The following is a 26,004-nucleotide window of genomic DNA, read 5'->3' on the forward strand; positions in this document are numbered from 1 at the left end:
ATAGAAAAAAATCGTTTTGGGCATATAGCGGTTTGTAAAGCTTCCAGCCACCTCTGATTCTTGCTATTTTGGGTATATAGCAACTTTTTGCAAGGCCAGCCACCCCTTATGAAGGTCAACTGGGCATATAGGCCGATTTCAAGACTCGAGCCACCCGTTAAAATGGTGGCTACGGACGGATAATCGCCGTATATGCCCAAATGCCTGCGATAAAAGCTATAATGAGGGGTGGCTGAAAGCCTGAAATCAGGCTATGAGCCCAAAACCGGTTAATTGCAGGTGGCTGAGCTATTGAAAACGAGCTATATGCCCAAAACAGCAGCTCGCTCTCATTGGGAGACGAGGGAATAAAGCCTTATACGTTCTAGAAGTATCAACATCTACTGTTCCTAGCACTACGCATTCTTGAATGTCGCCACTTCTGTTGTTTTTGATTTCGGTGCGCGAGGCACCTTAAATTATCTCCCTGCAGTTCCTGAATTCGGAGGCCGAAGCACCTTAAAGTAGCCGCCCCTACTGTTCTCGGAATTGGATCCTGAGGCAATAATCCCTAGCCACACCGAAGGTGCTTGCCATTGACGGGATCTGAGGAAAACGCTAAAATGCTGAATCCGACGGTGAGAGAAAATCTACTGTTCCCATCATCTTCACCGTCGGCTCGCAGACAAAGGCGTTTTCCTCAGACTCAGTCAATGGTGGCGGACGCTGCCAATCACTTACGCATATACAAAGGAAGAGTATTCCGTTGAAAGCCAATTACATTCAACGGAATACTCTCCCTAATCTACAACAATATTCATTTATAGCATTTTTATTGCCTTAGACTCCTATCAGCAATGCCGCAACATCATTAACATTAGTGCCTGTAGGGCCTGTGATTACAAGTCCATCTACTAATTTCAAGGCGTTATATGAATCATTATTGGCAAGAACATCAGATATTGTTATTCCTTTTGATAAAAGAGCCTCTTTGGTATATCCATCCACAATGCCGCCTGCAGCGTCTGTTGGCCCATCTGTGCCATCACTTCCGACGGAAAATACACATACGTTCTTAAGGCCGCCTATGCCTTCTGCACAAGACAGGGCAAGCTCCTGGTTCCTGCCACCAAGGCCTTTTCCTGTAAGCTTTACTACTGTCTCACCGCCCATGATATATGCAAGCTTTTTGCCATCTTTTGAGTGTTCTCTCGCAATAGCAGAAAGAAACTGCCCTGCTGCCTTAGCTTCACAGTCAAGACAAGCCGTCAGGACAATAGGTTCATATCCAAGTTCCTTTGCCTTTATGGATGCTGAAGCACAAAGCTGCTTAACACTTCCTGTAACTATGGTCGTAACATTAGATAGCTCTTTTGGTGTTTCCTCGGTTAAAAGAGCTTTCACATCTCCTGCCACTTTAAGATTATATTTTTCTATGATTCCAATTGCATCCTCAGTCGTTGCTGAATCAGGATACGCCGGTCCTGATGCGATCATATCAAGAGGATCTCCAATTATATCTGAAAGAATAATCGAAAAGACTGTTGCCGGCTCACACATTTTTGCAAAGCGACCGCCCTTTACATTTGAGAGTCTCTTTCTTATAGTGTTTATCTCTGTGATACCTGCTCCTGATGAGAGAAGCTGCTTATTGATGTCCTGAAGTTCAGACAATGACACCTTTGGGTCTTCGAACAAAGCTGAACCGCCACCTGAAACAAGAAAAATAACAAAATCATCTTTAGAAAGACCTGACACAAGCTTTTCTGCTTCTTTTGTTGCAGCTACGGAGTTTTCATCAAGAACAGGGTGTCCTGCCTCAAAGCATCTGATCCCGTCTATCTGGTCTTTAACATGATCATACTTGGTAATACACACACCATCTGTAATTTTATCGCCAAGCTCATCCACTGCGGCCTTAGTCATCTGCCAGGCAGCTTTCCCTATTGCTACCAGATATATTTTTCCATCACATGCAGGTAACTTCTTAAGAGCTTTTTTTACCGCATTATCAGGTAGTGCACTCGCGATTGAAGCATCGATTATTTCTTTTGCATCTTCTCTTATACCCATATTTTCCCCCATTGATATTATGCAGTCTGTTTATTCATCCTCATCGTCTTTAGAACATTCTCCAAGCAAATGCTCCAAAGCTGTATCCTTTGCATATGTCAGATGAGTTTTATTTATCCTGTCTGCGCCTTTATAATCACCACTTATTAGTTTATCAATTATATCTGAGTGCTCTTTTTGAGACTCATCAAAACGTTCTCTTGAAGATAAAGAGAATATTCTAAATAGCATATTCATATTCCTGACTTTTCTGTAAAGCTCCATCAGAATGCTGTTATCACAGCACTCAATGATAAATCTGTGAAATTTGGAATCAACTTCAATATACATGTCAAGATCATCATCTTTATGGTACTTTTTAAAATCCTTTTTATAATCCGTAAGCTTCTTTTGCTGCTCTTTTGTAAGCTCTTTTGGAAGGTTCAATATAGCATAGGACTCCAATAGCTCCCTGATCTCATATATCTCAATTATCTCTTTTTGTGTAAACTCTCTTACAAATGTCCCCTTATTTGGAATTTCTTTTACAAGCCCATCTGAAGATAATTGCTTTAATGCTTCGCGAACAGGGCTCCTGCTAACTCCAAGTTCCTTGGAAAGCTCCACTTCCTGAAGCCAGAACCCCGGTGCATACTCCCCTGAGACAATAGCTTTTTTTATAATAGAATAAACCTGATGACTTATTGTATTTACCTGCAGTTTTTTTGTTGGCATACGTTTTTCCCCATATAATACGATTTCTGATAAAACACTTATCATCAGAATTATACCAAATTTCGAGCTGTTAAAAGAAATAATCCGGTCCAAAAGTCTGTATATTTGGACCGGATCTTTCGCATATAGTCTTAATGAATGAACAAGCTAAGAATGATTATAAGAATCGATCCAAAGATTGGTATTGCTATTGTTGATACCGTCCACGTCTTAAGAGATGTCTTAATATCCATTCCAGAGAAGTTTGTTACAACATGGAAGTAAGAGTCATTAAGGAATGAAGGCATCATAGCTGTAAGGCAGACTGCCAAAGCTGCAAGATATGGATTGATTCCAAGTGTAGCCATCATAGGTGCTACGATTGCTGAACCTGTGATCATGGCAACTGTTCCTGAGCCCTGTGGGAATCTCATGATTGTTCCAATGAGGAGCGGAACAAGAATTGCCGGAATACCCATAGCTACGATTCCGTTAGCCATTATCTGAGCTGCACCTGTTGCTTTAACAACAGCACCTAAAGCACCACCGGCTGCTGTGATAAATACTATAGGACCAGCGTCCTTACAAGCTTCTCCCATCATAGCAATTACAGTCTTGTTATCAAGGTCTTTTGCCAGTCCAAATGCACCAATGCAAAGAGAGATGAAAAGGGCGATGATTGGTGTTCCAAGGAACTGTACGACCTGTCCGACCATTGTGGCCTTAAGTGCTGTCTGTCCTACTAAAGTGTTCAAAAGAATAAGTACTACAGGTAAAAGAAGAATTGTAAATGAAATAAATGCTCCAGGAAGCTTTTCTGTTGAAAGAAGCTCTGCAAAATCTGCATTTTCAAGATCTTTTCCTGCATTTAACTTAGCTTCGATCCTGTCGAGAACCTTAAGCTGATCTGCTGTATATTTTGATCTGTCAATCTCAGATGGAACAACGAATTTGTCCTTATACTTTTCACCGAACCAGCGGAACAAGAATACTGATACGATGAAAAGAGGAATTGAGAAAAGAAGTCCTGCAATAATGAAAAGACCAAGATCGATGTTTATGCCATTCTGCTGGAATGTGCTGATAACAGCAAGTGGTCCAGGTGTCGGAGGAACCATGAAATGAGTAATGTAAAGGCCCATTCCAAGGATACCGCCAAGCCATACCATTGATTTCTTGGTAAGTCTTGAGAACTCTTTTGCAAGAGAAGAAAGAATTACGAAGCCGCTGTCACAAAATACAGGGATAGAAACAACAAATCCTGTAAGTCCAAGAACAACGTCTGCATTCTTAACACCAACAAGCTTAAGAATTGTAAGTGCCATTCTCTTAGCTGCTCCACTCTTTTCCATAAAGATACCCATTATTGTACCAAAGCCAATAACGATACCAATGGAAGTCATTGTGCTTCCAAAACCGCCAGTTACAGTGCTCACTGCAACTGATAAAAGATTGCCACCTTCATTACCTGTTCCAACAAGAAGTGCGTTTCCTGAAAGGATTGCAATAAAGATAGCAGACACGATCATCGCCGGGAAGGGATGAAGACGTGTGCAGATGATGAGAACCATCATCACAACAATACCGATAAGCATTGCTAATACTGGATTCATAAAAGAAACCCCCTTTCACTTTTTGTGAATTTTATATAACAGGTCCGAGACAGTGAATGTCTATTGCACTGAAATACTGAATCGCCTCATTTTTAGTCATCTCTCCATTCAGTACCCGCAATAATTTATCAAAGGCCTCTTCCCCTACCTGTTCTATAGTTTTTTCTCCCGTTATGATAAGACCGGCATTGAGGTCCATATCGTCCTTCATATTTTCATAAGTATTTGGATTGCCACAGATTTTGATTACAGGCATGCTAGGGAACCCCTGTGGTGCTCCGCGTCCTGTTGAAAAGCACATGAACTGAGCACCCGTTGCAGCCATGCCGGTAAGGATTTCTGGTTCTCTTCCAGGTGTGTCTTTTATCCAAAGTCCTTTCTGATCAGTGATGTGCTCCGGATACTCCAAAACACCCTGAATTGGTCTTGTGCCGCTCTTTACAATAGCTCCAAGGCTCTTTTCTTCTATACTTGAAAGACCTCCAGCAATATTCCCCGGTGTAGGCTGTCCCCTTCTCATATCGCAGCCTATGCTCTTTGCTCTGTCCTCCATTTCAGTAACAATCTGGTATATTTTGTCTGCCACTTGTTTGTTGACAGCTCTTTTAGCTAAAAGATGTTCTCCTCCAAGAAACTCTGTAGTCTCGCCAAAGACTACTGTTGCCCCAAGATCAACAAGCTTATCAGCCACATATCCGATAACGCAGTTTGAAGCCATTCCACTGGTGGTATCAGAGGCGCCGCATTTGATCGCCATTACTATTTCTGACACGTCAGCCTTTTCCCTCTGCTGTCCTGAAATCTCTATTACAAGCCTTCTTGCTATATCAGTTCCCTCTCGTATTGCCTTTGAAACTCCGCCAAGGGCCTGGATGTGAATGATTTCTGTTGGCTTACCTGTGGCCTTTAGCTCCTCATACATTCTGGCATGATCAGTTCCCTCACAGCCAAGGCTTACGATCAGCACAGCTCCCACGTTAGGGCTTTTCCCCAAACTGATAAGCGTATCTGTAACCCTGTCAAGATCAGGCGGAAGCTGACAGCATCCCTGATGATGCATGTAGGTAACAGTTCCCTGAACCTCCCTGCATATGGCATTTGCCACGTCATTTGCGCAGGTTACAGACGGGATGACAGCCACATAATTTCTAGAGCCAACTGAGCCATCTTTTCTTCGATAACCATTCCAAGTTGTCATGACTTATCCCCCTTTTTCTCAAGATCTCCTCTTCCTCTCATGCTATCAAGGTTGTGAACGTGTACATATTCGCCAAACTTTATATCATGAGTGGCTACTCCTATTTCCTCGCCATATTTTGTTATCTGCTCGCCTTTCTTTATATCTTTTACAGCAATCTTATGACCATAAGGAACATTTCCAATTACTTTCACATTTGTCTTCTGACCCTTTTTGTCCCTGATCTCAACTTCTGTTCCATCAGTTATATTTTCTGCAAAAATGGTGGCGACATTATCGAGGTCATTTACTTTAAGAGCAATCTTTACTTCCTCCATACTCCCTCCTTCTCAATTTTCAGGTGCAACAGCGAGAACACTTACACCGTCAGGGATCACAACTACGCTGGCATCTTTTCCTTTTATTCCATATGCTATTTCAAGCGCTTCATCAGGAGTTTTTGCAGGTATCATGTTGCACTTTTTCACAGTCTCAGGATCAAGATATGTTGTAACAAGGATCATCTTGTGCTTATGAAGGATCCTTGCATAGATCTGAGGACACCACTGCTCAGGAATTGTGTCTTTCGCAGGAATCTTGGAAAGATAAGCATCGATTTCCTCAGGCGTTCCCATCTGGATCAGCTTTTCAAAATGTGTTCCACCCATGCCGTCAGCACAGCTGCAACACATGATGATCACGCCGTCTTCCCCTGCACAGGCTTCCGCTGTAGCAACTGCCTTGGGGCTCTGATAAAGGTTCTGATCAAGAGGATAGCCTCCATTACTTGTAACAACTATATCTCCTGTAATGCTAGGACACTGCGACCATTCTCTTATAAACTTAACGCCCTGTGCATGCGCTGCCTCAAGATCACCGGCCCAGGCAGCAATGACTTTTTTCTCTGCATTAAGTGCAACATTTAAGATGAACTGCACATTCACTCTTCTTGCTGCACACAACATATCCTCATGTATAGGATTGTGCTCAAGCACACCGGTTTTTGCATACTTACTGGCTATTGCCTGATAGGAATGATTCATGTTTACAGTTTCCTGTGAACAGATTCCAGGCAAAATACTCTTTCTTCCACCGGAAAATCCTGCAAAGAAATGAGGCTCAATAAATCCTTCACAAATAAGCAGATCACACTCTGTAGCAAGCTTATTTACATGGAATTCAGCGCCTGATGGAAGTGTTCCCATATCAGCAAAATCAGATGGTTCAAATGCATTATTGATGGCAATCTTCTCGTTATCTACTATCTCATCGCCAAACATTCTGCGCTGTTCTTCCTCGGTTGTTGCCCTGTGAAGACCTGTCGCAATAAGTATCGTGATATCTGCATCAGGACTTCCTTTCCTTATCTCCGCAAGCTCTAAAGGAAGTGTTATTTTACTTGGCACAGCCCTCGTGTGGTCACTTGTTACCAGCACAACCTTCTTTTTCCCTTTGGCAAGTTCACATAAAGGTGCCACCCCGATTGGATTCTCTAAAGCTTCTTTTACAAGTTCAATCTCTGTTTTTTCAGTTTTAAATTCGTGCATTTTCGCTGTGATAACAGCCTTAAGATTCTCCTCTTCCACATGAATGTCCATGGTGGACGTGTAGTAAGGAATAGAAATTGTTTTTTTCATACCCCGCCTCCAATAAGATGTATCATGTATACATCATACATTTATTGTAGACTTGCGCATCTGATATTACAATGTAGTTTTATCTATTTTTCGACTAAAAAAGTGACAAAAAAAATGGTTTGTAAATGTTGATTATTTCCATTTACAAACCATTGCCTGTTGTTCTACTCAGTTTCCATCAAATCTCAGCTGCTCTCTTTAATGCATCTTCTATATGAGGAAGGAAGTTTTCTCTTCCAACAAGTTCTACGAAACCATCTTTTTCCATGGTGTTCATAGGCTGCTCATTAACATGTGAAAAGACAAGCTGGACATTGTTTTTCTTACATCTGTCGTAGAGCTGCTCAAGTGAATGCATAGCTGTTGCATCGATAGCAGGTACACCACGCATACGGATAACAAGTGCTCTTGTGAAATCCTTGAAACTGATCTCTGCAATCTGCTCAGCATCACCAAAGAACATAGGTCCTGAAATCTCATATACCCTTACGTGCTTTGGAATATCCTTAAGCTCTGGTCCATCAGGGTCATCTTCAGGATCATAATACTTCCATCCACGAACTCTTGACTCCTCGCTCATTCTCTTCATGAAGAGAACACAAGCTGCAACCATACCAACTTCAATAGCTACAACAAGATCAAATACTACAGTAAGTACAAATGTTGTTACAAGAACTATGATATCGCTCTTTGGAGCTGTTTTGCACAGATGAGCAAAGGTCTTGTACTGACACATATTGTAAGCAACCATGAAAAGAATTGATGCAATGGTTGGCATAGGAATAAGTGCAGCAAGTGGCATGAGAATAACAAGTACCAAAACAAGGCAGATTGCGTGAACCATACCTGCAATAGGAGTTCTTCCACCATTTTTAATGTTTGCAGCTGTTCTGGCAATAGCTCCTGTTGCAGGAATACCACCAAATAAAGCTGATCCGATATTACCAACACCCTGGGCAACGAGCTCCATATTGGATCTGTGCTTAGAATCGATCATGCTGTCAGCCACAACACATGACAAAAGAGATTCTATTGCTGCAAGGATTGCTATAGTGAATCCATCTCCTGCTACAGACTGAATTGTCTTAAAGCTAAATTCAGGCATATGAGGAGTAGGAAGTTTTCCACTAATCTCGTAAAGATCGCCGATTGTATTAACATGAAGTCCACCAAATTTAACAATAAGGATACCGACGATAACAGCTATAAGAGAACCAGGGATCTTCTGATTTACCTTTGGCCATACGATCTGGATCGCAAGACAAAGAAGTCCTACAAGAAGTGCCTGGCAGTTAAAGGTTCCTATATTTTTTACGATTGCTTCCACCTTATCAACTGTCTCAACAGTAGCTGTTCCAGCCGGATAAGTAAGTCCCAAAAAGTCTTTTACCTGACCTATCGCAATTGTTACTGCAATACCTGCTGTAAATCCTGTTGTAATTGTATAAGGGATAAATTTGATAAGGGAGCCAAGTTTAAATACTCCCATCAGAATAAGTAAAACACCCGCAAATATAGTTGCAAGGGCAAGACCATCCATTCCCTTTGTTGCTACGATACCTGCTACGATAGTAGCAAATGCAGCTGTCGGTCCTGCTATCTGAACTCTGCTGCCGCCAAGGAATGAAATAATAAATCCGGCAACAATCGCTGTGTAAAGACCTTCCTGTGGTCCAACACCTGAAGCAAGAGCAAGTGCAATTGAAAGGGGAAGTGCTATGATAGCAACAATGATTCCCGCAACAAGATCAGTTGCAAACTGCTTGCCATTGTAACCCTTAAGGGCCGTAAATAACATGGGTTTTAATTTTTCGTTTTCCATAATCTCCTCACCTGAATAAATAAACTTAGAAAAAAAGCCGCCACGCGTGAGCATGGCGGCTCAATGACTACAATATTATAGTCATTATTCTGCTACTGTGCAATACATGAAGTACTTGTATCCAAGTGGGCTTGAGAAGAAGCCGTTTACCTTGTCAGAGATCATGTAAAGATCTGTGTAGTAATAGATTGGGCAGATGCAACCTGTTGACATAAGCAGGTCTTCTGCTCTGTGCATAAGTGCATAACGTGTGTTAGCATCTGTGCACTTCTTGATGTCAGCGATAACTACATCATATGTCTCAGCCCAGGTTCCGTTCTCAACCTTTGTGTCATATCCAAGGTCTGTAAGATCGATTGAGTATGCAGCAACCTTAGCGTTGTCGCCCTTACCGAACTGAACATCGTTGTTACCTGAAGCTGTTGTCCACATATCAAGGAATGAAATAGGATCGTTGTAATCACCAAGCCAACCGTTACGAGCGATTGAATAGTTACCAGCTTTACGTGTATCAAGGAATGTAGCCCACTCCTGGTTCTCAAGGTTAAGTGTGATACCTACACCTGCAAATGTTGACTGAATAGCTTCACCAATTGCTTTGTGTCCCTCTGATGTGTTGTAGAGGTATGTAAGTGTTGGGAAGTCTGTGAACTGCTGTGTAGCCTCATCAAATGTATAGTACTTCTTAAGTGTTTCAAGTGCTGAAGTCCAGTTTGCTTCGTAAGCTGCATCTGTTACATCGTAGTAACCTGTGAAGCTTGAATCTGGTCCGGCATTCTCATAGAACTGAGATCCATCAGCATCTGTAAGACCCATAGCAACGAATGAAGATGCAGGAACCTGTCCACCCTGTGCAATATCGTTTACAATGTAGTTTCTGTCGATGAGAAGTGCAAGTGCATTACGAACTTCATTCTCAGCATTTGCTTTTTCAACACCTGTAAGAGTACTTGTTGAAGGAAGGATCTCTTCATTGATGTTCCAGCATACATAGTATGTTCCAAGCTGACCTGCTGTTACAAACTGTGTAGGATAGTTCTCTTTAAGAGAAGCGATCTCGTTTGTAGGAACATCATCGATGAACTCCCAGTCACCATTCTCAAAGTTAGCGAGCTGGTTGTTAGCATCATCTGAAAGATAGAAGTTAATCTCGTTCATTGTTACGTCAGCAGCATCTACAAAGTTCTCATTCTTTGTAAGAGTGATAACTGAGTTGTGCTCCCATGATGTCATTGTGTAAGCACCATTGTTTACATATGTAGAAGGATCTGTAGCCCATGACTCGTTAGCAACAACATCCTCACGAACAGGCATATATGTTGGGAATGCAAGAAGCTCATTCCAATATGCGATCTGGTTAGCAAGTGTAACTTCAAGAGTCTTATCATCGATAGCTTTTACATTAAGCTTTTCTTCTCCTGTTGCGCCGTCAGCCCAAATATCAGCATATCCGTCAACAACTTCGAACATGTAGCCGTAGTCTGCTGCAAGAGCCTGGCTTGCTGCACGGTTCCATGCAAATACGAAGTCACCAGCTGTTACAGGCTGTCCATCTGACCATGTAAGACCATCACGAAGTGTGTAAGTATAAGTAACTGTTCCATCCTCATTCTCAACACCATCTACAAGTGCTTCTGCACAGTCTGGCTGAAGCTCAAGGTTTCCGTTTGCATCAAGTCCCCACTTAGCAAGACCTGAGAAAAGGTGGTTGATCATTGTTGCACCATCAACTGCAGAGTTAAGTGCTGGATCGAGTGTTGCAGGCTCAGAAGCAAGACAAACATTGATCACACCCTTGTTTGTTCCTGCATCAGCTGCTGGAGCAGCATCTGTTGAAGCATTAGCATCAGAAGCTGTTGATTCTGTGCTCTGTGGTTGCTGGGTATCTGTGCTCTGTGTAGCTGTGTCAGCTGAAGCGCCGCAAGCTGCAAGGCTCAGTACCATTGATGAAGCAAGTAATACTGATAATAACTTCTTTTTCATAATTATCCTCCTTGTAAGATAATAAGTTTTTTTATAAAAAATGCTGGATCGCATCTTCTATCTTTTAGTTAAGAACTATCTTGTTCTGAATCTTTGAAACATCTTCAATATGATGGCAGGCTACAAAATGTCCTGATGAAACCTCTTTAAACTCAGGCATACTCATGGCACAATCCTCCTGAGCATATGGACATCTTGTTCTAAACGGGCATCCTGACGGTGCATTAAGCGGGCTCGGTATATCTCCCGAAAGGACAATTCTCTTATTAGCCCTAGCTATCTTTGGATCCGGTACAGGTACCGATGAAAGAAGGGACTTGCTGTATGGATGCAGCGGATTGTTATAAATTTCCTCAGCATCAGCAAGTTCTACCATTTTTCCAAGGTACATAACCGCAATTCTGTCACTGATATGTCTTACAACCAAAAGGTCATGAGCAATGAAAAGATATGTAAGTCCCAATTTGTCCTGAAGCTCATCAAACATGTTTATGACCTGAGCCTGAATAGAAACGTCTAGGGCTGAAACCGGCTCATCGCACACGATAAATTCCGGATTTACAGCAAGGGATCTTGCGATACCGATACGCTGACGCTGTCCGCCTGAAAACTCGTGGGCATATCTTGACGCATGCTCAGAGTTAAGTCCTACATAACTCATAAGTTCAAGGATACGATCTCTTCTCTCTTCCTTGGTCTTGTAAAGGCCGTGGATATCAAGAGGCTCTCCGATAATGTCAGAAACTGTCATTCTTGGATTAAGCGATGAATAAGGATCCTGGAAAACCATTGTGGCTTTCTTTCTAAACTCTTTTATGTCATCCTTAGTCTTGATCTGCTTTCCGTCATACCAGATTTCTCCGGCTGTTGGCTTATAGAGGTTCAAGATCGTACGTCCTACTGTTGTCTTTCCACATCCTGATTCTCCTACAAGTCCAAGTGTCTCACCTTTTTTTATGGTAAAAGAGACATCATCTACTGCCTTGAGAGGCTTAGTCTTAAAGAATCCTACATTTACATTGAAATATTCTTTAAGATGTTTTATTTCTACAAGATTCTTTTTGTTTGATACTTCACTCATCAGTTAACCCTGCCTTCCATCTGCTTCTTAACGTTCATCCAGCAGCCAGCAGCATGATCATCATTGATCTGCATACGCTCTGCTCTTTCGCGCAAACATATCTTCATAGCCGCATCGCATCTGGGTGCAAATGGGCATCCCTTAGGCATATTAAGAAGGTCAATAGGTGTACCTGCGATAGGTTCAAGTTTCTTGCCCTCTTTTCCTTCTGTAGGGATTGAACGAAGAAGTCCTTTCGTATACTCGTGGCATGGATTATAGAAGATCTCATCCGCTGTACCCTGCTCACATATTGAACCGGCATACATAACAATTACTTCATCACACATCTGGGCAACTACTCCAAGGTCATGTGTGATCATTATTATTGCCATTCCAAGTTCTTTCTGAAGTGACTTCATAAGATCAAGGATCTGAGCCTGTATCGTAACATCCAAAGCTGTTGTAGGCTCATCCGCAATAAGAATATCCGGTTCGCAGGCAAGCGCCATAGCTATCATTACACGCTGTCTCATGCCACCCGAAAACTCGTATGGATATTGATTCATTCTCTTTTCAGGCTCATTTACATTAACAAGTCTGAGCATTTCTATTGCACGCTCTTTTGCCTGCTCTTTATTTCTATCTGTATGAAGGAGAATTGCCTCCATCAGCTGATGTCCGATTGTATAAGTAGGATTGAGTGATGTCATTGGATCTTGGAAAATGATCGACACCTTATTTCCGCGTACAGTCTTCATGACTTTTTCACCGGATCCTACAAGTTCCTGTCCATCAAGTTTGATTGAACCGGAAACTATTTTTCCTGTTCCTGCAAGTATCTGCATTATCGAATATGCAGTAACTGATTTACCGGAACCGGACTCTCCTACTATTCCCAGGACCTTTCCTCTGTCCAGGTTAAAAGATATTCCATTAACTGCCTTTACCTCACCGGCGTCTGTGAAGAATGAGGTATGAAGGTCTCTTACTTCAAGTAATCTCATCAATTTATACTCCCGATTGTATATTGTATTTATGATCTTAGTTTTGCCTCGTCAAGTGATTTTCCAATGAAGTTCTGCTCTGACACTTCGTGTCATCCAGAACAAAGTAGTACACCAGACTCGAAAGGACCTCGTCAGGTGATTACTTTTCTAACTTAGGATCAAATGCATCACGAAGCCCATCACCAAAAAGGTTAAGTGAAAGAACTATAAGTGAAATAACAAGTGCAGGTATTACAAGTCTGTATGGATATGATGAAATACCGTTAAGTGCATCTGAGGCCAGAGAACCAAGTGAAGGCATAGGTGCATTTACACCAAGTCCAAGGAATGAGAGATAACTCTCAGTGAAAATAGCACTTGGAATCTGAAGAGCTGTTGAAATAATGATTACTGAGAAGCAGTTAGGAATAAGATGCTTTAAGATGATCCATTTTCCTCTTGCTCCTGCGGCCTGGGATGCAAGTACATATTCCTGCTCACGAAGTGAAAGGATCTGACCTCTTATGAGTCTTGCCATTGAAACCCAGTAAAGAACACCAAACACTATAAACAAACTGATGATGTTTGAACCGATCTTGGCAAGCACCGTTCCATCCAGAGCGCCTTCCATAACGACCTTAAGTACTGATGAAAGAAGGATGACCATGAGCATATCAGGAAGGGAATAGATGATATCAACTATTCTCATGATTATCAGGTCGACCTTTCCTCCTGCGTATCCGGCAACTGAGCCGATTGTCATACCAATGATAAGAACGATAATGCTGGCAAAAAAGCCAACTGCTAAAGAAATTCTTGTTCCATAAACAACACGGATGAAGTAATCTCTTCCCTGAGAGTCAGTTCCAAAGATATGAGGAATAACTGTCTCTCCCGCTTCCATTCTTCTGATCTCTGATCTGCCGTACTCAAAAGGCTTAAGATCATTGAAGGAATTATCTACCGGCTTACCGGGTGTCATACCAAGCATCTGGTCATAAGAGTATGGCCAAAACATTGGAATAAAAATTGCTGCCAATGTAATGATCACTATTATGAAGAAACAAACTGTTGCAACTTTATTTTTTAAAAGTCTCTTTACGCTGTCCTTAAAGAATGTTGATGAAGGACGCATCTGAACCATGTATTCTTTTTCTTCTTCTGTAGCAGGAATGAAATCGTCCATGTTAACCTGCGCACTAAGCTTTGAAATATCCATCTGGAAAATCTCCTAACAATTTATTGAAATAATGCTCTTACTCTAATGTGATTCTCGGATCTACAACCTTGTACATGATATCTCCCACAAGGTTCATGATTACGATAAGTGTCGCAAGGACGATCGTTGTTCCCATAACCAGCGGGTAATCACGGCCTGTAATACTGTTTACAAAAGCCCTTCCAATTCCGGGAACTGCAAATATCTGCTCTACTACAAGTGAACCTGTAACAATTCCTGCAAGCATTGGTCCAAAGTATGTGATTACAGGAATCAGAGAATTTTTAAGGGCATGTCCGAAAATTATCTTCATTCCTGAAACACCTTTTGCCTTGGCTGTTCTTATGTAATCCTGACCAAGAACTTCAAGCATTGATGATCTTGTAAGTCTTGTGATATAAGCCATTGGATAAAGAGAAAGTGTAACGACCGGAAGAACCAGTCCATTTTGTGATGCGCCGTTTGCCGGGAAGACTTTAAGCTTTATGGCAAAAAGAATAAGAAGAAGTGATCCCATTATAAATGATGGCATAGACACAAATGCTGTGGTAATTATCATTATTATCCTATCGATCAGCTTGTTTCTTCTAAGGGCTGCAACAGATCCAAGGATCACTCCGCAGATAAGAGCTATTACAGCTGCAATAACACCAAGCTTGGCTGAAGTTTTCATTCCGTCAAAGATGATGTCATTAACGTTACGGCCTCTCTGTTTTAATGATGGTCCAAAATCAAACTTCGTTACGATATCTTTCAAATATGTAAGATACTGAACTACAAGGGGCTTATCCAAACCATATTTGGCCTCCATCGCTGCTTTTACCGATTCGGTAACAGCTTTCTCACCTGTGAATGGTCCGCCTGGAACTGCATGCATTACGAAAAACGTAACCGTGATAACTACCCAGACTGTAACAATTGCAAGGATGACTCTCTTAACAATGTACATTAGTGTCTTTGTGTTCATTCTAAATCTCCACCTACCTGTTTTATTTGTTTATCCAGTTGCTATTAATGGTGCAAAGCGTTGACGCTTCAACGTACTACATCGATTATGTTATAAAAATTGCAATGACACCTCTTTTCGTGCGCCATTGCACTTATCGACAAGATTGTATACACGCATATAATCATGCAACTGCCCTTATGTTATAAGAGTGCTTACTTTATGTCAAGCTAGTTAGGTTAATTTCGCTCTAATTGATTAATAAACATCAACCATCCTTGAGCGAAATACATATGTCCGTGGCCGACGCACATTTAATTAAGTTTGTTTTTTTGATTTTTTTTAATTCAATTTTTTGCAATGAAAAAAATCTACGTAATTATTATATCACAATTACGTAGATTTTTTAATTAAATTAAATTTAGTTTTAACCGTGTAGAATTAATCAGTTGTTCAGGCGAAAAGCATCAGATTTTGCCTTTCATTATCTTCCATTTGTCTTTTCTGGAGAGTCATTTGGTAAGAATCCAGCGCCTGCTGGGTCTTGAGTTGCTGATAAGCCTTTACAGAATTATCCTCTTCTTTATCCATCTGATATCCATTAAGCTCAAGTGCTGCATGTGAGTTGTATGATAATGCATAATCAACTCCATTTGTCTGTGCTCCTACATTTGACCTTGAACTTGAAACCTTTTCAAGAGCACTGTCGATCGCACTTATGTCAAAATCTCCTGTAACGTCATAGTCTGCTATTCCAAGGGCTTCCAAAGTGGAATTGTAAGTTGAAACCGTAGCCTCAGATCCATTGTTGTCGGTAGCAACCTTTAGATCCCCATTTGAGCCATCAAGAAGATTCTTTTCGTTGTACTGTGTACTTCCTGCTATATCTTCTATCCCCTGCTTGTACTGCTCAATCTGATTCTGAATTGCCTGTTTGTCATCGTCTGACAAAGTTCCATTCATTGCCTGAAGAGAAAGTTCTCTGATGGACTGAAGATAATCAGTTATTCCATCCATTGCTCCATCTTCAATGTTCAAAACAGATTTCGCAGAAGTAAGGTTCTCGCTACCTGCATCAAGGCCATTGACCTGTGACTTGGTTTTCTCCTGAATAGCCAGCTCTGAAGCTCCCTGAGAAGCACTTTGATAAGTTCCGCCTGCTGCAATAGTGGAATATGGAGAGTAACTACCGTATCCACTCACAGATGAAATGCTGCTCATATCGACCTCCTTTTCTCATCATGTGAAGCAAAAAATATACTTACTTAAGGTAATCGTAGCATCATGTAAAGAAAATACTAGACGTAAAAATATTAATTTTGGGGGATTTTGAAATGATATTTCATAGAAAAAATGTAGCCATGAAACAAGAAGTCAAGACTTCAAGAAAAAATGAACCACAAACCCCGTCCCTAGGGGCTAGGGGCCATTTTTCCGTATAACGCAAAAACACCCACGGGGGGACGTGAGTGCCTGCGATTTTCTTATGAGGGGGAGATAGTGATTGTCTCTAAACGGCTTAGAGAACTGTTTCATCACTAACCTTAATTAACAATATAAACTAAAATTGTGTTCAAAAAGTGAATAAAATAATCTTTTTTGTGAACTTTTTGTGGAGAAAAGGCGAAGTGCTACTTAAAAACAATGTTTTTTAATTTGAATATCTGCTGTATATCTCCGCCAGTTTACTGATTTCCTCAGGTGAAAGATTCTCAACTGCATATTCCATAAGACCATCTTTGTCGCCTTCATTGACATATTCCATAACCTCTCCGGCAGTTTCTGTATCAATATGGTCTGCTATTATTTCAGTAACTGTTTCCCTATCCTCCTCAGAAAGGGACTCAAGAGCCTCTTTTACTTCCGGATGGTCTGCTGCGATCTTATCAATATTATCTTCTATAAGATCAACCGTTTTCTGAGCAACTATTTTTTTAGTACCTTCTTTAATAATAGGAAGAGCTACATTTATAAACAATAAAACAACAACTCCTAAAATGATGATTGATATCATCAAATGCCCGAATGCACTGTTTTTATCCTCTTTCTTATTTTTATAATGTGCGTTTTTACGTTTGTTTTTTGACATTTTTTCTTTTACTCCAATTTATTTTTTATAATAGATTATATTTCTTTAATAGTTCGTACACATTTTGGAAACACTTACCCTGTACTATATAATCTATCAGAAGTACAAAACTTCTGAACCCCCAACAATACTTTTTTTCATACACGGGTTGTCTGGTTCCCCACCTGGCAACCCCTCCTCCCAAAATTCAGAGCCTTTTAAAGGCTCTTTTCTTTTTGGTCAAAAGAATCTGCAAAATAAAGAAACCAGCTTCTATTGTATCACAGAAGCCGGTTCCATAATTATTATTTTAAGTTCAAACTTTAAACAGTGTTGAAAGAATACCTCTTCCAAGGCTTGCTCCCAGATTACCTCCAAGTGTTTTTCCAAACTTACCAAACTTACCGCCGAAAGTCTTTCCAACCTCTCGTCCTACAGTTCCTGCAACAGCATTTCCAACTGATTTAGCTGCCTGCTTTTTCTTTCTTGCCTCTGCTGCCTCTTCTTTTTCTTTTGCCTTAGCTGCTGCGGCTTCCTCTTTGGCCTTTGCCTTGGCTGCCTCTTCCTCAGCCTTTAGCTTTGCTTTTGCCTCAGCATCTGCAAGACCCTTTCTTTCAAGGAATTCATAGGCAGAATCCGGATCTTCAGCTTCATAATATTTACTATACAGAACGCTCTGCTTTATCTCTTTTTCTCTCAAAGAATCATCAATGCCGCCCATCAGTGACTGTGGCGGAAGGATAGATACCTTCTCTACAACAGTAGGGGTACCATCTTCGTCAAGAAGTGAGCATACTGCCTCTCCTGTTCCAAGCTCCTGAATAACATCAGCTGTCTTAAATGCAGGATTCTCCCTGAATGAATCAGCTGCTGCCTTGACCGCCTTCATATCAGATGGAGTATATGCGCGGAGTGCATGCTGTATCTTATTTCCAAGCTGAGCAAGAACCCCATCCGGAATATCACGAGGATTCTGCGTTACAAAGTAGATGCCAACACCTTTTGATCTGATGAGCTTAACAACCTGCTCGATCTTATCCATCAAAAGCTTTGGTGTATCTGCAAAAAGAAGGTGTGCTTCATCAAAGAAAAATACCATTTTAGGCTTATCAAGGTCTCCAACTTCCGGAAGTGTCTCGAAAAGCTCTGAAAGCATCCACAAAAGGAATGTTGCGTACAAAGTGCCATTGTTTATAAGGCTTGTGCTGTCCAAGATATTTATCATACCCTTTCCGCCTTCACCCGTTGTAAAAAAGTCTCTGATATTAAGGGCCGGCTCGAAAAAGAACTTGTCAGCTCCTTCAATTTCAAGAGAAACAATAGCTCTAACAATTGCCGCAATTGAAACTTTGCTGATATTGCCATAGTCTGCAGCAAACTCTTTGTTGTTTTCGGATATATAATTCAGCATTGCCTTAAGGTCCTTGGTATCTACAAGGAGAAGGTCATTGTCATCTGCAATCTTGAATGTTATTGACAATATATCTCTCTGAAGATCATTAAGTCCAAGGATCCTGGATAAAAGAAGCGGTCCCATTTCTGAAACTGTTGTGCGAAGAGGGATTCCCTCCTTGCCAAAAACATCCCAGAATGTTGCAGGATATTTTGTATAAGTAAAACCGGCTTCATCAAGGCCAAATCTCCTGATCCTTGCCTGCATGTCCTCTGAATCCTGGCCTTCGCTGACCATTCCGGAAAGATCACCCTTTACATCAGCCAGAAAAACCGGAACGCCCATATCGCTAAAGCCTTCTGCCAGCACTTTTAAAGTAACTGTCTTTCCTGTACCTGTTGCTCCGGCTATAAGGCCATGCCTGTTAGCCATTTTAGGCAAAAGAAATACCTTTTCCCCATTCTCATTATTTGCCACCCAGATCTTACCATCTTTATACATACCGACCTCCCAACAAACATATTTATACGCTATATTTTATCACGTTTTCGCTATATATACATTTCAAATAAATCAAAGCTGTTTATGGTAATCCTGAAGAGAATTTATGCTTCCGCATCCTTTGGCCTTAACTTCATGTATTCCTTCTGCTGCCGCCTTGCCTGCTGCAACAGTAGTAATGTATGGAATGCGGGCTTTTATTGCTGCTTTTCTTAAATATGCATCATCATGTTCACTGTATTTACCAATAGGAGTATTGATAATAAGCTGTACCTCGCCGTTTTTGATCACATCTTCAACGTTAGGTCTTCCACCTTCGTAATTCTTCATTATCCTGGTTGCACTAATTCCTGCCTCAACGATTGTGTCATATGTTTTACCTGTAGCATAGATTTTGAATCCATCTGCATCAAAGCTCTTTGCAAGTTCAGCTGCCGCAGGCTTGTCTTCAGTATTAAGAGATATAAGCACTGCTCCTTCTAATGGAAGGGCTGCATTTGCTGCTTCTGAAGCCTTAAAGAAAGCTTCTCCAGGGGTCTTGGCAAGTCCTAGCACTTCACCTGTTGACCTCATTTCAGGTCCAAGGACAGGGTCAACTTCAGGGAACATATTAAACGGGAATACTGCCTCTTTAACACCGTAATATGGAGGATCTTGCTTTTTCTCTTTTTCCTGGATTAGCTCTTTTACCGGTGAAGGGCGTCCTGTTATAGATGCAGTAATGATATCTGTTGCAACAGGAACCATCTTAATACCGCAAACCTTGGAAACAAGAGGAACTGTTCTTGATGCACGGGGATTGGCTTCGAGCACATATACTGTGTCATCTTCGATGGCATACTGCATGTTCATAAGTCCCACTACATTCATCTCAACAGCGATTTTCCTTGTATATTCTTCAATAGTCTTAAGGTGCTTTTCTGAGATATGTTTGGATGGCACTATGCAGGCTGAATCTCCTGAATGGATACCTGCAAGTTCAATATGCTCCATAACTGCAGGTACAAAAGCCTCTCTGCCATCGCTTATGGCATCAGCCTCACATTCAAGCGCATTGTGAAGGAATCTGTCGATAAGGATCGGTCTGTCAGGTGTTACACCTACAGCTGCCTTCATGTAGCCTTCCATGCTCTCTTCATCTCTTACTATTTCCATTCCGCGTCCGCCAAGAACAAAAGATGGGCGAACCATTACAGGATAACCAATCTTTGCAGCAATTTCTTTTGCCGTTTCTACATCAGATGCCATTCCTGACTCTGCCATAGGGATTCCGAGCTTATCCATCATCATGCGGAACTGGTCTCTGTCCTCAGCAAGGTCAATTACTTCAGGTGTTGTGCCAAGGATATTAACGCCTTCTTCTTTAAGCTTTGCTGCAAGGTTAAGAGGTGTCTGTCCACCAAACTGAGCAATTACGCCGATAGGCTTTTCTTTTCTGTAGATCTGAAGTACATCCTCAAGTGTAAGTGGCTCAAAATACAGCTTGTCTGATGTATCATAATCTGTTGAAACTGTCTCAGGATTACAATTGACGATAATTGTCTCAAAGCCAAGTTTCTTAAGGGCCATGGCAGCGTGAACACAGCAGTAATCAAATTCTATACCCTGACCAATTCTGTTAGGGCCACCGCCAAGGATCATTATCTTTTTATTGTCTGAATCAGGGGCGCTCTCCACAACGCTTCCCTCATCTTCATGCTGATATGTGGAATAGTAATATGCGCTTCCATCAGTGCCATATACATGAACGCCTTCCCAGGCCTCGCAAAGTCCGGCTTTTTCTCTTTCATTTCTGATGTCATCTTCTGTAACACCAAGAAGCTTTGAAAGGTATTTATCGGAGAAACCGTCCTCTTTTGCCTTAATAAGATCAAGGGCTTCCGGAACTTTACCAGTGTATTTTGATGTAAGCTCCATTTCCTCATCCACAAGGTCTTTCATCTCATTAAGGAAGTAATGCTTAACCTTTGTGATATCATGTATTTCTTCTACTGATACGCCTTTTTTCATAGCTTCATATATAAGAAAATATCTCTCAGAAGAAGCATCCTTGAGCATACGCAGGAGTTCTTCTTTTGGCATTTTTTCGAACTTCTCTATAGCGCCAAGACCATAGCGGTCCTTTTCCAAAGACCTGATAGCCTTTTGGAACGCCTCTTTAAAGTTTTTGCCAATACTCATGACTTCGCCAACAGCTCTCATCTGAGTTCCGAGTTTATCTTCTACTCCATGGAATTTTTCAAATGCCCAGCGGGCGAACTTAACAACAACATAGTCACCGCCAGGAACGTATTTATCAAGAGTTCCAAATTTAGAATCAGGAAGTTCTGAAAGAGTAAGTCCAGTGGCAAGCTTAGCTGAAACAAGTGCAATAGGGAAGCCTGTAGCCTTGCTGGCAAGGGCAGATGAACGTGATGTACGTGGATTGATCTCGATAACGACGATACGACCTGTTTTAGGGTCGTGAGCAAACTGAACATTGGTACCACCGATAACTCCGATGTGTTCAACGATTCTGTAGGCCTGACGCTGCAGCTCTTTTTGAAGATCCTCACTTATGGTGAGCATAGGAGCTGTGCAGAAAGAATCACCTGTATGAACGCCGACAGGATCAACGTTTTCAATGAAACATACAGTGATCATGTTATTGTCTTTGTCTCTTACTACTTCAAGCTCAAGCTCTTCCCATCCAAGGATTGATTCCTCAACAAGAACCTGATGAATGATAGAAGCCTGAAGGCCACGGGAACAGACAGTCTGAAGTTCCTCTTTATTGTAAACAAGACCGCCTCCGGCGCCTCCCATTGTATAAGCAGGACGAAGAACAACAGGATAACCAAGCACGTCAGCTTCTTCAAGGGCCTCTTCTACACTATAACAAGCCTTTGAGCGAGCCATCTCAATGCCGAGCATATCCATGGTCTTTTTAAACTCTGTTCTGTCTTCGCCACGTTCAATAGCGTCAACCTGAACACCTATAACTTTTACATTAAATTTATCAAGGGTACCTGCTTTATAAAGCTCAGAACACAGATTAAGTCCGGACTGACCACCAAGATTAGGTAGTAGAGCATCCGGTCTTTCTTTTTCAATAACTGCTGTAACACGTTCCACATTAAGTGGTTCAATATAAGTCTTATCCGCCATTTCAGGATCAGTCATGATCGTTGCCGGATTCGAATTAACCAGTACTATTTCATACCCCAGACTGCGAAGCGCTTTTAAAGCCTGCGTTCCCGAATAATCAAATTCACAGGCCTGCCCGATGACAATTGGTCCCGAGCCGATGATCAGTACTTTGTGAATATCTGTTCTCTGTGCCATTTCACTCCTCCAAAAACTATTTTTAATTATCTTTTCTACTTTACCATCTTAAAGTGTTTAGCACAAGAACTTTTTTATTAGAGAAATGAGCATAAAAATAAGCGAAAAAAGTGCTGTCACCTTGAATTTAAAGTGACAGCACTACGTGTGGTCAATATCAGATTTCTTTTACCCAAAGTCCATGGAGGTTGCAGTATTCATATGCAGCAACTGCCTTCTCGCCTTCTGCCAGAACAAACTGCGCGCAAGGCTTCTCGCCAGGGTTAAGCTTCTTTATCATGCAGCCCTTGTCTGTCTCTAAGCAGATGAACTGGATGTAATGCTCAGCAAGCATTGGGTGCTCTACCTCGCCAACAACAACAGTAACAGTGTTGCCATCTACTGTAACTGCAGGAACATGCTTTTCCATTGCACCGTCAGTAGCTCCCGGAACAAGCTCTTTCATAGGCTCTCCGCAGCAAACCACAGGAACACCTGAATCATTTAGTTTTGTAATAATGTTGCCACAATGTTCACATCTGTAAAATTTCATAACGAAACCTCCTAATGTAAAAACATGGGAGTCTTAATTAAGTACGTTGTGACTCCCATTTTGGGGTAAATGATACAATATCATTTTATCACAATTGCGTCTTACAACATACATAATTATGGAGGCCATTTTGTCGGTTATTTATCCTCTTGGAAAATCATCGTGGATAAGGCCCAAATCTCCGGTACCATCTCCATATTCATCATTATTGTCATCATTATCATCTGCCAACACTTCTGAAAATTCAGGACTTACCATTATCTGTCTGAACAGGCCGTGGCATCCATCAGAGCAGTCTCTCCAGGTAGCATCAAAATTGCCGGTATACCAAGGGTCTGCAACATCGCCGTCTCTATCAGTAAAGTCCAGCATTCTAAATATCTTTTTATCAGGATCACCGCCAAATATACGATTGAGATCACGTATATTGGCGCTATCCATGCCAATTATGAAATCAAACCTGTCATAATCTGCCCTTGAGGTAAGCCTTGCTCTTTTTTGACTTACTCCAAGATCATTGTCATCAGTCCCTATACCATGCTCTCTTAGCTTGGCTCTGGCCGGAGGATACACCGGGCTTCCAACTCCATTCCAAATCTCATCCGTATGTGTTGCAGATGATTCTATGTGAAACTTGTCAGAAAGGCCTTGCTTACTGACAATATCCTTCATAATGAACTCCCCGATTGGAGAGCGACAAATATTGCCGTGGCAGACGAATAAAATTCTTACTTTTCCCATTTTATCTACTCTTATCTTCCCTTTTCTTCACTTTTACTCATATTCTACTCATACAATTTTATCCCATTTTTACTCATATCTCCACTTATCTTTTTATATCTTCTCCTTCATTTTGAGTAAAATCTTAAGTAAATTCCACACCTTAAAAAGTACAATAGCAACCATAATTTAATAGTATCATTCCCATTTTTTAAGTCTGGCACTTTGGTACATATATCCTATTATTATCCTTATTCCCGATCATTTTCACCATGATGATTGGTTCTTAATCTCTTAAGCTCTTCCCTTGCATCCTCAAACCCTAAATGAGTATAGGTATTTAAGGTAACACCAATCTCACTATGCCCCATAAGGTATTGAAGTGTCTTAGGATTCATGAGCCATAATTCTTTGTTTTACCTGTTCTTCTGTCCACTACTGTTCTTGACATCGCATTTCCTTTCCGAGCACAAGAAAAGCGCCAAACTGTGGATATACCTTCAGCTTGACGCTTTATGCCCATGGCCATTATTTGATATTAGTTGGTTCTTGGAATCATAGTGCCTCTCCACCCTTGGCTTTGACACCTTTGTCGATTGATTCCTTTTTAGGAGTCTTGGCGACTTCCTCTTTCTTTGCCTTAAGATCACCAAGGAGTGATGCCTTCTCCTCTTTCTCTGGAGCAGCCTCAATTTCGACCTGCGATTCAGCATTTATGCCCGGCCACTGGAACAAATGTACTTAAGTCTTTAGTGATATCGGAAGATTTTACGCATTCTTTGACAAGCATGTGTAAAACTCATTTATATGTCTTTTCTTTACCCTATCCCAATCCTCTTCTCCTGAATAGCTATTGGCTTCCTTAAGCTTACAAGTAAAAAACATCCCATCTGATGACAAGTTGTCAAGTTTACTCATAAATAAAGTAATAAGCTTTTCCTCATCTGCAATTTTAATGTGGGTATACCTATTAAACATCTTCATAAATGAGATTATATAGTTCAGATACATCTCAACTGAAAAAGAATTTCCAAACAGCTTCTCAATTCCCGGGCAGACCATATCTCCTAGATCATGCGTAAGCAGAACATCTGTAAATACAAGTCCATCAATTCCCACCTCAGAAATACACTTTTTAAGTATATTCTTTATTCTTCTATAATATCTCCCGATAAGTGCTTCAATCTCATCATCAGTTCCCCAGAAAAGCAGTTTCTCATGATTATCCATATAATAAACAATTGCAAAAAGTGTTCTGATAAATCCCTTAAAATGCCCTGTATCAACATCAGAATCGCTTTTTATCAGACGGTACACCTTTCTGACATTTGCGATATATCTTTCGATGCATCCTTCTGTAATCTGTCCAGCATTAATTGCGCATATCAACGCAGTGGTCTCACAATTAAAAAAAGCAAGTACTGCCCTAGAATAATCGAAATGTTCATTATAAATAACTCCGCATATATCCTGCACTTCTGATAATCTTCCGCAATAAAAAATCTGTTCCCAGACATTTTCACTAATTAAGATTTCCAAAAATATCTCACCAAATATTTCCGGGCATTTTCTCTTAAGCTTCTTGAATCGCTCTAAATAAGGGGATTTCCCGCATGCCTCAGTAATATCATATAAAGAAGGCAGTAAAAAATTATTATCAATTATTGTAATAAGATTATTATCTACTACATTATGTTCAGCCGAATAAAAAAATCCATCACATGCCCTGAGCTTTAATAGCAGCTTCTTAGGAATATTCATATCTGTCAAAAAAAGCTGATCAATATAGATATACGGTTCAAAAAAATCTTCAGACAATTTTTCGAAGCTATATGAAACAATAGTCCCAGACATTTCAACCCATTTATATTTGTCTATAATTCGCTCTGCAAGCTTGTATTCGTGCAGTAAAAGAGCTGCAAACACAGGGCCAACAACACAATATTGCCTGATTTCTGCAAATGGGATTCTCATCAAGATACCAATATTGCAATCAGCGTCACCATATGATACTTTTTCCAGATAGTTCTTTACAGCCTCAAAATTCTCTGCCTTTTTCCTAATCGTCCTTTGGCTCAATTGCGTTAACAAAGAGATATCTGCTCTTTTCCAGTCATCAAATGTCCCCGGAATTATCAAGCAATTCATATTATTCATAACATAGTCCCGTAAATGTAATACTGATCATCTGTAACATCAGTCCCATAAAAAATAAGACCGCAGGCGTTTCCTACGATCTTATTGTAAAACGCAATGAAAAACTCATTCAGACAGA

The 26,004-nt window shown here is 40.9% G+C and carries 20 protein-coding genes and 1 pseudogene; all 21 read right to left on the minus strand.

Features of this window, described 5'->3' with window-relative positions:
• Positions 1–819: 819 nt before the first annotated feature.
• Complete coding sequence (locus C4S54_RS08865; protein ID WP_103869212.1) at positions 820–2,052, minus strand: glycerate kinase type-2 family protein; 1,233 nt, start codon at positions 2,050–2,052, stop codon at positions 820–822.
• 30 nt (positions 2,053–2,082) lie between these two features.
• Entirely contained in the window at positions 2,083–2,766 is a 684-nt protein-coding gene (locus C4S54_RS08870; RefSeq protein WP_160110734.1) for a GntR family transcriptional regulator, read from the minus strand.
• A 131-nt stretch (positions 2,767–2,897) separates the two neighbouring features.
• Positions 2,898–4,358: a GntP family permease gene (locus C4S54_RS08875; RefSeq protein WP_103869214.1), complete on the minus strand. Its 1,461-nt coding sequence runs from the start codon at positions 4,356–4,358 to the stop codon at positions 2,898–2,900.
• Positions 4,359–4,389: 31 nt separating this feature from the next.
• Complete coding sequence (locus C4S54_RS08880; RefSeq protein ID WP_074885921.1) at positions 4,390–5,556, minus strand: UxaA family hydrolase; 1,167 nt, start codon at positions 5,554–5,556, stop codon at positions 4,390–4,392.
• Positions 5,553–5,873, minus strand: a complete 321-nt coding sequence (locus tag C4S54_RS08885) for a UxaA family hydrolase (RefSeq protein WP_074885919.1) — start codon at positions 5,871–5,873, stop codon at positions 5,553–5,555. Before C4S54_RS08885 ends, C4S54_RS08880 begins: the two co-directional genes overlap by 4 nt.
• Positions 5,874–5,885: 12 nt before the next feature.
• On the minus strand, positions 5,886–7,172 hold the full coding sequence (gene larA / locus C4S54_RS08890; protein ID WP_103869215.1) for a nickel-dependent lactate racemase: 1,287 nt from the start codon (positions 7,170–7,172) through the stop codon (positions 5,886–5,888).
• Positions 7,173–7,350: 178 nt separating this feature from the next.
• Complete coding sequence (locus C4S54_RS08895; RefSeq protein ID WP_103869336.1) at positions 7,351–8,994, minus strand: SulP family inorganic anion transporter; 1,644 nt, start codon at positions 8,992–8,994, stop codon at positions 7,351–7,353.
• An 84-nt stretch (positions 8,995–9,078) separates the two neighbouring features.
• A complete protein-coding gene (locus C4S54_RS08900; RefSeq protein WP_160110735.1) occupies positions 9,079–10,977 on the minus strand; it encodes a peptide ABC transporter substrate-binding protein in 1,899 nt (632 codons plus the stop codon).
• A gap of 64 nt (positions 10,978–11,041) precedes the next feature.
• Complete coding sequence (locus tag C4S54_RS08905; RefSeq protein ID WP_103869217.1) at positions 11,042–12,058, minus strand: ABC transporter ATP-binding protein; 1,017 nt, start codon at positions 12,056–12,058, stop codon at positions 11,042–11,044.
• Positions 12,058–13,044, minus strand: a complete 987-nt coding sequence (locus C4S54_RS08910) for an ABC transporter ATP-binding protein (protein ID WP_022774158.1) — start codon at positions 13,042–13,044, stop codon at positions 12,058–12,060. The genes C4S54_RS08905 and C4S54_RS08910 overlap by 1 nt, the downstream gene beginning before the upstream one ends.
• A gap of 142 nt (positions 13,045–13,186) precedes the next feature.
• Positions 13,187–14,245, minus strand: coding sequence for an ABC transporter permease (locus tag C4S54_RS08915; RefSeq protein ID WP_103869218.1), 1,059 nt, complete (start codon positions 14,243–14,245; stop codon positions 13,187–13,189).
• 37 nt (positions 14,246–14,282) lie between these two features.
• The gene (locus C4S54_RS08920) at positions 14,283–15,212 is read right to left on the minus strand and encodes an ABC transporter permease (protein ID WP_103869219.1); all 930 of its coding nucleotides are present in this window, start codon (positions 15,210–15,212) and stop codon (positions 14,283–14,285) included.
• A gap of 432 nt (positions 15,213–15,644) precedes the next feature.
• Positions 15,645–16,412, minus strand: coding sequence for a flagellin (locus C4S54_RS08925; protein WP_103869220.1), 768 nt, complete (start codon positions 16,410–16,412; stop codon positions 15,645–15,647).
• Between the two features lie 430 nt (positions 16,413–16,842).
• Entirely contained in the window at positions 16,843–17,280 is a 438-nt protein-coding gene (locus tag C4S54_RS08930; protein WP_103869221.1) for a hypothetical protein, read from the minus strand.
• Between the two features lie 295 nt (positions 17,281–17,575).
• Positions 17,576–19,153 carry a helicase HerA-like domain-containing protein gene (locus C4S54_RS08935; RefSeq protein WP_103869222.1) on the minus strand — a complete coding sequence of 526 codons (1,578 nt, stop codon included), beginning with the start codon at positions 19,151–19,153 and terminating at the stop codon, positions 17,576–17,578.
• A gap of 72 nt (positions 19,154–19,225) precedes the next feature.
• Entirely contained in the window at positions 19,226–22,477 is a 3,252-nt protein-coding gene (gene carB, locus C4S54_RS08940) for a carbamoyl-phosphate synthase large subunit (protein WP_103869223.1), read from the minus strand.
• A gap of 157 nt (positions 22,478–22,634) precedes the next feature.
• Complete coding sequence (locus tag C4S54_RS08945) at positions 22,635–23,009, minus strand: desulfoferrodoxin family protein (protein WP_103869224.1); 375 nt, start codon at positions 23,007–23,009, stop codon at positions 22,635–22,637.
• A 141-nt stretch (positions 23,010–23,150) separates the two neighbouring features.
• Positions 23,151–23,681, minus strand: coding sequence for an arsenate reductase/protein-tyrosine-phosphatase family protein (locus C4S54_RS08950; RefSeq protein ID WP_442861132.1), 531 nt, complete (start codon positions 23,679–23,681; stop codon positions 23,151–23,153).
• Between the two features lie 299 nt (positions 23,682–23,980).
• Positions 23,981–24,127: pseudogene (locus tag C4S54_RS16110) on the minus strand (site-specific integrase); the annotation flags it as partial.
• Positions 24,128–24,284: 157 nt separating this feature from the next.
• On the minus strand, positions 24,285–24,464 hold the full coding sequence (locus C4S54_RS08955; protein WP_103869226.1) for a hypothetical protein: 180 nt from the start codon (positions 24,462–24,464) through the stop codon (positions 24,285–24,287).
• 33 nt (positions 24,465–24,497) lie between these two features.
• A complete protein-coding gene (locus tag C4S54_RS08960) occupies positions 24,498–25,886 on the minus strand; it encodes a hypothetical protein (protein ID WP_103869227.1) in 1,389 nt (462 codons plus the stop codon).
• Between the last annotated feature and the right edge of the window lie 118 nt (positions 25,887–26,004).

Source organism: Butyrivibrio sp. Su6, from assembly GCF_900108105.1.
Classification (GTDB): domain Bacteria; phylum Bacillota; class Clostridia; order Lachnospirales; family Lachnospiraceae; genus Butyrivibrio.